General features: G+C 46.7%; 11 protein-coding genes. 4 read left to right on the top strand and 7 right to left on the bottom strand.

The window, feature by feature from the left end; all coding sequences use genetic code 11:
- Positions 1–194: 194 nt before the first annotated feature.
- Both purN and purM read right to left on the bottom strand, forming a co-directional pair.
- A complete protein-coding gene (gene purN / locus KIV40_RS24185; RefSeq protein ID WP_045395122.1) occupies positions 195–833 on the bottom strand; it encodes a phosphoribosylglycinamide formyltransferase in 639 nt (212 codons plus the stop codon).
- A gap of 143 nt (positions 834–976) precedes the next feature.
- Complete coding sequence (gene purM / locus KIV40_RS24180; protein WP_285351722.1) at positions 977–2017, bottom strand: phosphoribosylformylglycinamidine cyclo-ligase; 1041 nt, start codon at positions 2015–2017, stop codon at positions 977–979.
- A gap of 179 nt (positions 2018–2196) precedes the next feature.
- Between purM and upp the strand changes: the two genes are divergently transcribed.
- A complete protein-coding gene (gene upp, locus KIV40_RS24175) occupies positions 2197–2823 on the top strand; it encodes a uracil phosphoribosyltransferase (RefSeq protein ID WP_005533963.1) in 627 nt (208 codons plus the stop codon).
- A gap of 135 nt (positions 2824–2958) precedes the next feature.
- Here upp and KIV40_RS24170 read toward each other — a convergent pair whose 3' ends face one another.
- The gene (locus tag KIV40_RS24170; RefSeq protein ID WP_285351720.1) at positions 2959–4212 is read right to left on the bottom strand and encodes a uracil-xanthine permease family protein; all 1254 of its coding nucleotides are present in this window, start codon (positions 4210–4212) and stop codon (positions 2959–2961) included.
- Positions 4213–4448: 236 nt separating this feature from the next.
- On the opposite strand from KIV40_RS24170, the gene KIV40_RS24165 reads away from it, so the two are divergent.
- Complete coding sequence (locus KIV40_RS24165; protein WP_050912840.1) at positions 4449–5729, top strand: DUF2066 domain-containing protein; 1281 nt, start codon at positions 4449–4451, stop codon at positions 5727–5729.
- 152 nt (positions 5730–5881) lie between these two features.
- On the opposite strand, the gene KIV40_RS24160 is transcribed toward KIV40_RS24165, so the two are convergent.
- The 4 genes from KIV40_RS24160 to KIV40_RS24145 are packed head-to-tail and all read right to left on the bottom strand — an operon-like array spanning position 5882 to position 8737.
- Positions 5882–6322, bottom strand: coding sequence for a DUF2069 domain-containing protein (locus KIV40_RS24160; RefSeq protein ID WP_005432995.1), 441 nt, complete (start codon positions 6320–6322; stop codon positions 5882–5884).
- Between the two features lie 20 nt (positions 6323–6342).
- Positions 6343–6915 (bottom strand): NAD(P)H:quinone oxidoreductase, encoded by a 573-nt coding sequence (gene wrbA, locus KIV40_RS24155; protein ID WP_005433010.1) that lies wholly within the window; start codon positions 6913–6915, stop codon positions 6343–6345.
- Complete coding sequence (gene arsC / locus KIV40_RS24150; protein ID WP_005433077.1) at positions 6916–7266, bottom strand: arsenate reductase (glutaredoxin); 351 nt, start codon at positions 7264–7266, stop codon at positions 6916–6918. It lies immediately after the preceding gene.
- Between the two features lie 16 nt (positions 7267–7282).
- On the bottom strand, positions 7283–8737 hold the full coding sequence (locus tag KIV40_RS24145) for a M48 family metallopeptidase (RefSeq protein ID WP_285351717.1): 1455 nt from the start codon (positions 8735–8737) through the stop codon (positions 7283–7285).
- A gap of 269 nt (positions 8738–9006) precedes the next feature.
- Between KIV40_RS24145 and KIV40_RS24140 the strand changes: the two genes are divergently transcribed.
- Together KIV40_RS24140 and KIV40_RS24135 are read left to right on the top strand one after the other, a co-directional pair.
- A complete protein-coding gene (locus KIV40_RS24140; RefSeq protein ID WP_045421711.1) occupies positions 9007–9243 on the top strand; it encodes a sulfurtransferase TusA family protein in 237 nt (78 codons plus the stop codon).
- 1 nt (position 9244) lies between these two features.
- Positions 9245–10315: an AI-2E family transporter gene (locus KIV40_RS24135; RefSeq protein ID WP_005533973.1), complete on the top strand. Its 1071-nt coding sequence runs from the start codon at positions 9245–9247 to the stop codon at positions 10313–10315.
- Positions 10316–10614 lie beyond the last annotated feature (299 nt).

The following is a 10614-nucleotide window of genomic DNA, read 5'->3' as shown; positions in this document are numbered from 1 at the left end:
GTCCATACCATTGAGTCAGATTCAGAATCTACTATCCGAGTGTTGTATTGCTAAGGTGGTGTCAAGGACTTTTTAGGCAGTTAGTTTTGGTTTCTAGTTTGACAACGGCTTCATTGAACCAAGCTTATAAGATTTAAAATAACAAAAGGCAGCCTGATCGCTGCCTTTTTGCGTTTGGAATTTGGTATTCAGAATTACTCGTCAGCGTAGCCGTGTTCACCAAGCTCAAAACCATCGAGATACGCTTTGCCTTCGGTCATCGATAATCGCCCGTCGACTAACCACTTAGTCACCATTGGGTAGATCTTGTGCTCTTGAGTCTGAACGCGTGCAGCGAGTGCATCGGCATCGTCGTCTTCAAATACGGGTACTTTGGCTTGCAGTACCACAGGGCCGCCGTCTAACTCTTCTGTGACAAAGTGTACGCTAGTGCCATGCTCTTTATCGCCTGCATCAATCGCGCGCTGGTGGGTGTGTAAACCCGGATACTTAGGCAATAGAGAAGGGTGAATGTTGATCATCTTACCCAGATAATGGGAAACAAACGCGCCACTGAGAATACGCATATAACCTGCAAGCACAATCACGTCCGGTTGGTATTCATCGATTTGTTTCATCAGTTCAGCATCAAAGTCTTCACGTGATTCGAATGCTTTTGGATCGACAAAATGCCCATTCACATCAAACTGTTTTGCACGCTCTAAGCCATAAGCATCAGCTTTGTTGGAGAACACCGCCGCGACTTGTGCATTTGGCATACTGTCTTCGCAAGCTTCCAAGATGGCTTGAAGGTTACTGCCGTTACCCGAAATGAGGACCACTATGTTTTTCATGATGTTGAGACTGCCTTGCTATTGTAGGTTTGAAGTGCGTATCCGCTAAATTACCTACTATTAGAATGGTTTTCGATGTTCCAGATAGCAGAATGAGGACATCGCGTCCTCATTCTTTCTATTTTTTGAGCTTGATTCGCGAGTTATTGGATTTCAACTTGCTCTTCATTGGCTTCTGCTTGAGCGATTTCACCAATTATCCATGCGTTTTCGCCTTCTTCTTTTAGAAGTGCAACTGCTGCGTCCGCTTGGTCTTTTGGTAGTGCCACGACTAGACCAACACCACAGTTGAACGTACGGTACATTTCGTGCGTTTCAACGTTGCCTTTCTCTTGTAGCCATTTGAAGATGATTGGCCATTCCCAGCTGTTACCGTCGATCACGGCTTTAGTGCCTTCTGGCAGTACGCGTGGGATGTTTTCCCAGAAACCACCACCAGTGATGTGAGAGATCGCGTGGATGTCGTGCTTCTCAATCATCTTAAGTGCTGATTTGATGTAAATCTTCGTTGGTTCTAGTAGGTGTTCACCGATAGTACGACCTGCTAGCTCTTCGTTCTTATCTGCGCCAGATACTTCTAGGATCTTACGGATAAGAGAGTAACCGTTTGAGTGTGGACCGCTTGAGCCAACCGCGATAAGTGCATCGCCCGCTGCTACCTTCGTGCCGTCAATCACGTCTTCTTTTTCTACTACGCCAACACAGAAGCCAGCAACGTCGTAGTCTTCGCCTTCGTACATGCCCGGCATTTCAGCTGTTTCGCCACCGATAAGTGCACAGCCTGCTTGAACACAGCCATCAGCGATACCAGAAACTACGTCTGCAGCTGTGTCTACGTCTAGCTTGCCAGTCGCATAGTAATCTAGGAAGAATAGCGGCTCAGCACCTTGCACGATTAGGTCGTTTACACACATCGCGACTAGGTCTACACCGATGGTGTCGTGCTTGTTCATATCCAGTGCTAGACGAAGTTTTGTACCTACACCATCAGTACCAGAAACCAGTACAGGTTGTTTGTATTTTGTCGGCAATTCACACAATGCGCCAAAACCGCCGATACCACCCATCACTTCAGGGCGACGAGTACGCTTAACCGCACCTTTAATACGATCTACAAGCGCGTTGCCTGCATCAATATCTACACCAGCGTCTTTATAGCTAAGAGAAGAGTTGTTACCACTCACAGGGAAGTCCTCGGTTTTTAAGTTGGATATGAAAACGGCGCTATTCTACCAGTGGTTAAATACAGATAGCAAACGTTTGCGTCGGTTTTTTTCTTTAGTGATCTATCCTGATATCCCTGCAAAAATCATGTATAATCTGAAGGTTTGTTTAAATATTGCCAATAAAGCCGGAGATGGAAATGAAAGTTGTTGAAGTTAAACACCCTCTAGTGAAACACAAAATCGGTCTAATGCGAGAAGGTGACATCAGCACGAAGCGTTTTCGTGAGTTAGCGACAGAAGTCGGTAGCCTACTTACTTACGAAGCGACTGCAGACTTTGAAACAGAGAAAGTAACCATTGAAGGTTGGAATGGTCCTGTAGAAGTTGACCAAATCAAGGGTAAGAAAGTAACAGTAGTGCCAATCCTGCGTGCAGGTCTAGGTATGATGGATGGCGTTCTTGAGCACATGCCAAGCGCACGTATCAGTGTTGTAGGTATCTACCGTGATGAAGAAACACTTGAGCCAGTACCATACTTCAACAAGCTTGCTTCTAACATCGATGAGCGTATTGCTCTAGTTGTTGACCCAATGCTTGCAACAGGTGGTTCTATGATCGCAACAATCGATCTTCTAAAAGAGAAAGGTTGTCAGGCTATCAAGATTCTTGTTCTTGTAGCGGCTCCTGAAGGTATCGAAGCACTAGAAAAAGCGCACCCAGATGTTGAGCTATACACAGCGGCAATCGATGAGAAGCTGAACGACAAAGGTTACATTGTTCCTGGTCTTGGTGATGCAGGTGACAAGATCTTCGGTACTCAATAAGCATTATTGTTTTTACTGAATTCAAAAATAAAGGCTTGGTGAAAACCAAGCCTTTTTTTGTCTCTGCTATTTGAAAGTTAGCTACGAGATGCGAGATCAGGAAGGGCGACTTAAATCAATCAAGCCGCACCATACTTACTTCGCGTTGTCTTCTTCCATCTGTGCATTATCTACTACGTGGTTTTCACCAAGGTCGTGTGGTAGCACTAGGTTAAGAATGATTGCAACGATACCACATAGGCTCACACCTTGTAGGCTGAACTCGCCAATACCGAAAGCCATGCCGCCGATACCAAATACTAGTGTTACCGCTACGATCACAAGGTTACGAGACTTGTGCAGGTCAACATTGTTCTTAATCAGTGTGTTTAGACCAACGGTTGCGATAGAACCAAACAGTAGAATCATGATACCGCCCATTACTGGAACTGGAATCGTTTGAAGAATCGCGCCAAGCTTACCCACTAGAGCAAGGACGATTGCTGTAATAGCTGCCCATGTCATGATCACTGGGCTGAATGCTTTCGTTAGCATTACCGCACCGGTTACCTCGCTGTAAGTGGTGTTTGGTGGCGCGCCAACCATAGAAGCCGCAATTGTTGCCACCCCGTCACCTGCGATGGTGCGGTGCAGACCCGGTTTCTTCAGGTAGTTTTTACCCGTTACGTTTGAAATCGCTAGCATGTCACCCACGTGCTCTACTGCTGGAGCGATAGCCACTGGGATCATGAATAAGATCGCATTGATGTTGAACTCTGGTGCGGTGAAGTTTGGCATGGCTAGCCAAGCCGCTTGCGCAACCGGAGTGAAATCCACTACGCCGTAGAATAGAGAAACAGAGTAACCTGCCAAGATACCGCCAACGATAGGAACCAGCTTTAGGAAACCTTTCGCAAACACGCTCAGTGCAATCGTTGTTAGCAGTGATACTGCTGAGATGATAACTGCCGCATCGCCATTGATAAGTTGCACTGCGCCGTCACCAGTTTTACCTACTGCCATGTTTACTGCCGTAGGTGCCAGACCAAGGCCAATTACCATGATAACTGGGCCAACCACAACGGGTGGCAGAATCTTATGGATGAAGCCAACACCGCGTACTTTGATCATTGCGCCCAGAGCCACATAAACCAAACCTGCAGCCATTAAGCCACCCATGGTTGCACCGATACCCCAAGTTTGGATACTGAACATAATAGGAGCAATAAACGCAAAAGAAGAGGCAAGGAAGATTGGGACAGAACGTTTAGTAATCAGTTGGAAAAGAAGGGTACCCACACCAGCACCAAATAGCGCAACGTTTGGGTCAAGGCCAGTCAGTAGTGGTACCAGCACGAGAGCACCAAAAGCGACAAAGAGCATCTGAGCGCCTTGTAACGCATTTTTCATAATTATTTCCTATTCAGAGATACGCAGACAAATCCGCGGAATATTATCACTACGGCAATCGATTGCAATGTTACTTAGATCAAATTTTTGGATGGATTGATAATTGAAAGGAATAGTTTGTTCTCATAGTGGGTTTTAACTTGGTCAGAATACCGACAATTCACTCAGTACTCTTCTTGCTCAAGTTTTGATAGTTGCTTATCATGCGTGTTCTTGTTCAGAGGATTATGAAAACTATGCGCTATTTAGCTCTCTTATTGATAGGTTGGTTGTCTCTGCCAGTTTATGCATTAACTCAGGTGGATATCTATCGTGCCGAAGTGGCGATCGACGGTGAGCAAAAAGACGGCGAAGAACTCGCTCGTCAACAAGGTATGCAAGATGTGATTGTGCGTGCGACTGGCAGCCAATCTTCCCTTAGCAACCCAGTAATTAAGAAAGCAGTGGGTTCAAGTTCTCGCTATATTTCTCAACTTGGCTACGGCCAAATTGATGGTCAAAACAGCTTGAAGATGCTGTTTAACAGCGGCCAAATCCGTTCACTGCTGACTCAAGCTCAGCTTCCATTGTGGTCACCAAACCGTGCCAACATTCTGGTGTGGATGGTAGAAGAGCAGGGTTACGATCGCACGATTACGTGGGAGCACTCAGATTCAGCAAGTGCAGCTGCGTTGCGTGAAGCCGCACAAGCGCGTGGTTTACCAGTCACTATGCCTGTGGGTGATTTTGATGATGTGACGGGTGTGAACGTGTCTGACCTTTGGGGTGATTTCGTTGATCCAATTAGCCAAGCGAGCCAACGTTACCCGGTCGATGCGGTACTGATCGTACGCGTTCAAGGCGATAAGCTTCGCTGGACTCTGTACGACCAATCACCAGCACAATTGTCTGAATCAAAGCAGTCTCCACGCAGTGGTTCTGCATCAGGTGCGAATGCGATTCCTGCGATGATGGGCGGTATTGCTGATTACTACGCGAATAAGAGTGCGGTGGTGGTTTCAAGCAAATCTTCTAAAGCCCTAGATGTGAAAGTACTGAACGTTGAATCAGCAATGGATTTCTTTGAGCTAGAGAATTCGCTAACCAAGCTTAACTCGGTAGCGGGTACGGAAATCAAGCGTATTCAAGGCAACCAAGTGACGCTAACGATTCATCTATTGGCCTCACAGCAGGCGTTTGAGCAAGAAGCGTCTTCGATTCGTCCGTTAGAAGTGACTGAAGATCCGATGGTGGGTATGGAACCAGCAACACCAGTGCAGCTTCCGGTAGAACCTGCTCAACCAGCACAATTGCCAGCAGAGTCAGAAGAAGGTCAAACGGCGAATGTGGTTGAACTCGATACGGCGAACGAGCAGGCTCAGCCAGAACAGCCTGTGATCGCTCAGCCGGCACCAGTGCAATACGACTTGATCTATAAGTGGAAGGCGCCTGTGCGTACTCAAGCTGAGCCAGTAGAGGAAGAGTCAGAAATCGCGCCAGTGCTAGAAACAGACGTGGTTGAAGATCATCTGACTTAAGCTCGTATTCAATAAAAAACGAACAAAAAAGAGTCGCCTAGTGCGACTCTTTTTATGTATGTACCGTCCTAAATAAGGTTGCTACATTTCCAACATTCATTGGCGAATATCATGCAGAGACTGAAGCTGGATGTCTCTGAGCTTATTCCTTATCACTTATTGAATTTCGCTTTCTCTTCTTTCTCAACTTGAGACAAGCGTTTTAGCTTCAAACCTAATTCTTTACCTCGTGCTCGTGCAAACAATATGTTGCCGACGAAGCCAAGTGAGGTAAGCGCTAACTCCACAACGGCTAACCATCGCTCACCGCCATCAACATACAGAATCGTTAGGGCGTGCAAGAAGTAAAGCATTAAGACGAAGTTTGCCCACGCGTGTGTGTAAGGCTTGCCCGCAAGGATACCCGGAAGCGGTAATAATAGAGGGATACACCACGCAATCGCCAGCGTAGTGCTGCTCAGATGCGGGTGAGGGGAAAGGGCTAGTTGCCAAATCGCGACCCAAGCCAATAACGCCAAATTGCCAAATAGCGCCATATAGCGATAGGTTTGGGTGCGTGTGCTGAGAGGTGGTTGGTCGATAATGTCAGACATCGATTTACTTATCCTTGAGCTTACTGACTTCCTTTGAGCTTTTGCGCTGCGGTTGCCAGTCGTTTTCCTAATTGTTGTGCGAGACGAATCTCTTCTGCAGTAAGGCTTGGTTCGTGTCCTACACTGCTTGCCCCGTAAGGCGTACCACCAGACTTTGTGGTGTGCAGTTCGGGCTCTGAGTAAGGAATACCCAACACCATCATGCCGTGATGCAGAAGTGGGGTCATCATGCTCTGCAGCGTCGTCTCTTGACCACCGTGCATTGAAGACGATGAGGTAAACACACAGGCTGGTTTATCGATAAGGTCGCCATTCACCCACAAAGGTGTGGTTTGATCCCAAAAGTGCTTGAGCGGCGCTGCCATGTTGCCAAACCATACTGGGCTGCCAAACGCGAGACCATCGCACTGCTTCAATTCATCTAGAGTAACAATTGGATCAGAAGGGGTATGTGAGTGAGGTGACAATTCTTCAACTGTACGCAAAATCGCTTCGCAATGAGGAGTCGATTCAACCCCTCTTGCTATCTGTCTTGCCAGCTGTTTTGTTGAGCCATGACGGCTGAAATACAAAATGAGGATCTGGCAATCCATTTATAGAATTTCCAACACTTGCTCTGGTGGACGACCGATCTTCGCTTTACCGTTTGCAACCACAACAGGGCGCTCGAACAGTTTAGGGTTTTGCGCCATTGCATCGAAGAGCTGCTCATCAGTCACTGAGGCGTCACCAAGTGCTAGCTCTTTGTAAATGTCTTCTTTGGTACGCATCATTTCGCGTACTGAAGAAAAACCAAGTTGAGCGTAAAGTGCTTTCAGTTGTTCAACATTAAGCGGTGTATCTAGGTATTTAACCACTTCCGGTGTTACACCATTTTGCTCAAGCAGTTCTAGAGTTTGTCGGCTCTTCGAGCAACGAGGGTTGTGATAAATCACGACTGACATGGTTTTCTCCATTTCGTTATTGTAATGCCATGAATCGATCTCTTTGGATCATCAGTTGGTCGATACGAGAATCATATCGAGCTTGTTTCAAGCTGCCCAACTCAGCAATTTTACTTGCTTCACTATAATACTGGATCGCTTTGTTCCAGTTTGCTCGCAATGCCAAAATTTCGGCACGTGCGGCGAGTTCTTCATCATTGTTGCCCAGAGCGTGGTTGCCTTTTGAAAGCAGGTGCCAACCATTGGTGTCTTCTGGGTTATCGTGAGTGTAGCGCTGCAGAATACGTACTGCCTCTTCGTCTTTCTTCGCCTCAAGTAATGCGTTGGCATAGTTGATGGTTAAGACGTTGTTTTGCGGATTACGTTTTAGTGCGCTGCTCAGCATATCGACCGCTTTTTGTGGCTTTTTCTGCGCAATGTACAAATCTGTCATTGCATCTAGGTAGAATGGGTTGCTGGGGTCTTGCTGTAGTAGCTTTTTCAGCAGCGGTTCTGCTTCGCTCAGGCGTTTGTTATCTAAGTGAACCAGCGCACGCCCGTAATCAAACGATGGCATGATTTCTGGTGAAGCTTTTTTCTGAGTGCGCTTAAACCATCCCATCGCAGCTTGTCCATCGATACCTGCGTAACGCGCAACGATCCGAGCTCGCGTCAAATGGTAGTCAATCGACGGCATGATGCGCATTGGCGGATAAGCTCGGGCACGTGCTCGGCTATCGGTAATACGGTCTTCTGGTAATGGGTGAGTCAGCAGCATTGGTGGTGGCTTGCTGGCGTAGCGATATTCATCCGCTAGGCGACCAAAAAAACGTGGCATTGCTTGTGCGTCAAAGCCTGCTTTTGCCAGTGTCGCGATACCAAAACGGTCGGCTTCTTTTTCGTTTGAGCGGGTGTAGTTGATTTGGCTTTGCATGTTGCCCGCGGTTGCTGCCGTTACGGCTGCCATGCCTGCTTCTGGGGCGGCAATGGCGAGTAATAGCGCGCCAGCCAATGCAGCCATCGTTGCAGGAGAACGACGTGCTTGCTCTTCCATGCTTCGTGCGAGGTGGCGCTGTGTGACGTGCGCGATTTCGTGCGCGACAACAGAGGCCAGTTCACTTTCGGTACGAGCATGTAAAAACAGACCCGAGTGCAGAGCAACATAACCGCCAAAGAAGGCGAATGCGTTGATGTTGCGATCTCGAATCATGAAAAAATGAAACGGAGTTTTTACGTCATTCGCATTCGCGACCAAACGGTGACCGAGGGTGTCAATGTACTCATTGATGACAGGGTCGCTAACAATAGGGCTGCTTGATCGAAGCATACGCATGTAGGCGTCGCCGTAAATCAACTCTTGATCGATTGTTAGCGTGCCCCCAGCTGCCGTACCAATATCAGGGAGGTCGAGACTATTGGCGTAAATCGGCGCAGGTGTACTCAATGCAGTAGCAAGGCATAAACAAACTAGCGAGCGAGTGCGTTTTAACATACGGTTTAAAGATTCTCCAAAATACCGAGTCTGTGCTTGAGAGATGAATTCCTTTCAACGTCAGCACAGGCTTTATGGTCATCCGTGTCGGATGAATATGCTAGCAATAAGACCGAAGATAAACGAATTGGTTTCGTAAATTGTCATACACATAATTTTAAATTGTTAATTTAGAAGTCATTGTCGTCTACGCTTAAATCACTAGCACCAGCTCAAAAAGCCGTTACAATACAACCCTATCACAAGTGCAGAGCAATACAATGGAATCCATGTTACTCGATTTGCGTGAGCAACGCTGCCCTATGGCACTGTTACTTGCTAAGCGTCACGCTGCAGATGTGTTTCAGGGAGAAACACCGCAATATCATCAGCTTGTCATTAAAGTGGTGGACAAAAGCTCTAAACACGACATCGTGAAGTATTTGCGTCACCAAGGTTATACGGTGGATTGCCAAGCTTCGCCAGAACACTTCACTTTGACAGTATTCAATAAGGAACCTTCATAAGATGCTTGAAATGGTAAGTCGTTGGTATAAGCGACGCTTTTCTGACCCACATGCAGTGAGCCTAGTGGCGATCTTGCTGTTCGGTTTTATCACTATTTACTTCTTCGGGCATTTGATTGCGCCATTGTTGGTGGCGATCGTTCTTGCATACCTACTTGAATGGCCAGTGACACAAATGTGCCGTTTGGGTATTCCTCGTACCTTCTCTGTGATTACCGTCATTCTCATCTTTATTGGTTTGATGCTGATTGCCGTATTTGGTTTAGTGCCGACCATTTGGACTCAGGTCGGAAACTTAATCAACGACATCCCGAACATGTATGCGGGGCTGCAAAAGTTTATTGCAACTTTGCCACAGCGCTACCCTGAGTTAGCAAACTTACAAATTGTCGAAACCGTCGTGACTAACGCGAAGAACCAGGCGCTTGGCTTGGGTGAGAGTGTTGTGAAGGGCTCACTGGCTTCTTTGGTTAGTTTGGCAACGTTGGCGGTTTACCTGATCCTTGTTCCGCTGTTGGTATTCTTCTTGTTGAAAGACAAAGAAGAGATGATGAGCATGGCAAGTGGCATTCTGCCGAAAAACCGTAAGCTAGCGAACAAAGTGTGGCATGAGATGAACGAGCAAATTTCTAACTACATTCGCGGTAAAGTCTTAGAAATCCTTATCGTAGGTGGCGTGAGCTACGTGACGTTTGCGATTCTAGACCTGCGCTACTCTGCATTACTTGCTGTTGCGGTGGGTTTGTCAGTACTGATCCCATACATCGGTGCGGCTGCGGTGACTGTGCCTGTTGCGATTGTCGGTTTGTTCCAATGGGGTCTTACACCACAGTTCTATTGGTTATTGGTTGCTTACGGCATTATTCAGGCATTGGATGGCAACGTATTAGTACCTGTATTGTTCTCAGAAGCGGTAAACCTTCACCCTGTTGCCATTATCGTGGCTGTGCTGGTATTTGGTGGATTGTGGGGATTCTGGGGTGTGTTCTTTGCGATTCCATTGGCAACGCTAGTGAAAGCGGTATGGAACGCCTTGCCAAGCACCGAAGAAAACGAGCCGATACAAGAATAGAAATGAATTCCAATAAAAATCCCAGCGATTGCTGGGATTTTTGATATTCGGATGAAAACTAAAGCTTACGCGTTTTCTTTCAAGTAATTCACAACCAATTATCATTTTCGCAAAATCGAATATTAGCAAAACATGAATAACTATAGGTATGGTAAAGTTGTTATAAAGAGCTAGTGCGATGAGTGAAATCGCACTAGAAAAAAGCCATTGAGGGGAACGATGCCAATTTATGATGTCACTTATTTTTGTTGTGGGACGAAAGCCGTGTTGAAACACAAACAGTTTGACATGGAAAATTT

This window comes from Vibrio sp. D173a (assembly GCF_030248475.1).
The sequence above is the reverse complement of the archived record's forward strand: the minus strand, read 5'-3'. Positions and strand labels throughout refer to the sequence as shown.

What these genes read in the sequence shown, in the direction of transcription:
- KIV40_RS24165 (WP_050912840.1), top strand. Translation starts at nt 4,449, where the DNA reads ATGCGCTATTTAGCTCTCTTATTGATAGGTTGGTTGTCTCTGCCAGTT.
- KIV40_RS24145 (WP_285351717.1), bottom strand. Translation starts at nt 8,737, where the DNA reads ATGTTAAAACGCACTCGCTCGCTAGTTTGTTTATGCCTTGCTACTGCA.
- KIV40_RS24170 (WP_285351720.1), bottom strand. Translation starts at nt 4,212, where the DNA reads ATGAAAAATGCGTTACAAGGCGCTCAGATGCTCTTTGTCGCTTTTGGT.
- KIV40_RS24135 (WP_005533973.1), top strand. Translation starts at nt 9,245, where the DNA reads ATGCTTGAAATGGTAAGTCGTTGGTATAAGCGACGCTTTTCTGACCCA.
- purN (WP_045395122.1), bottom strand. Translation starts at nt 833, where the DNA reads ATGAAAAACATAGTGGTCCTCATTTCGGGTAACGGCAGTAACCTTCAA.
- wrbA (WP_005433010.1), bottom strand. Translation starts at nt 6,915, where the DNA reads ATGGATTGCCAGATCCTCATTTTGTATTTCAGCCGTCATGGCTCAACA.
- upp (WP_005533963.1), top strand. Translation starts at nt 2,197, where the DNA reads ATGAAAGTTGTTGAAGTTAAACACCCTCTAGTGAAACACAAAATCGGT.
- KIV40_RS24140 (WP_045421711.1), top strand. Translation starts at nt 9,007, where the DNA reads ATGTTACTCGATTTGCGTGAGCAACGCTGCCCTATGGCACTGTTACTT.
- arsC (WP_005433077.1), bottom strand. Translation starts at nt 7,266, where the DNA reads ATGTCAGTCGTGATTTATCACAACCCTCGTTGCTCGAAGAGCCGACAA.
- KIV40_RS24160 (WP_005432995.1), bottom strand. Translation starts at nt 6,322, where the DNA reads ATGTCTGACATTATCGACCAACCACCTCTCAGCACACGCACCCAAACC.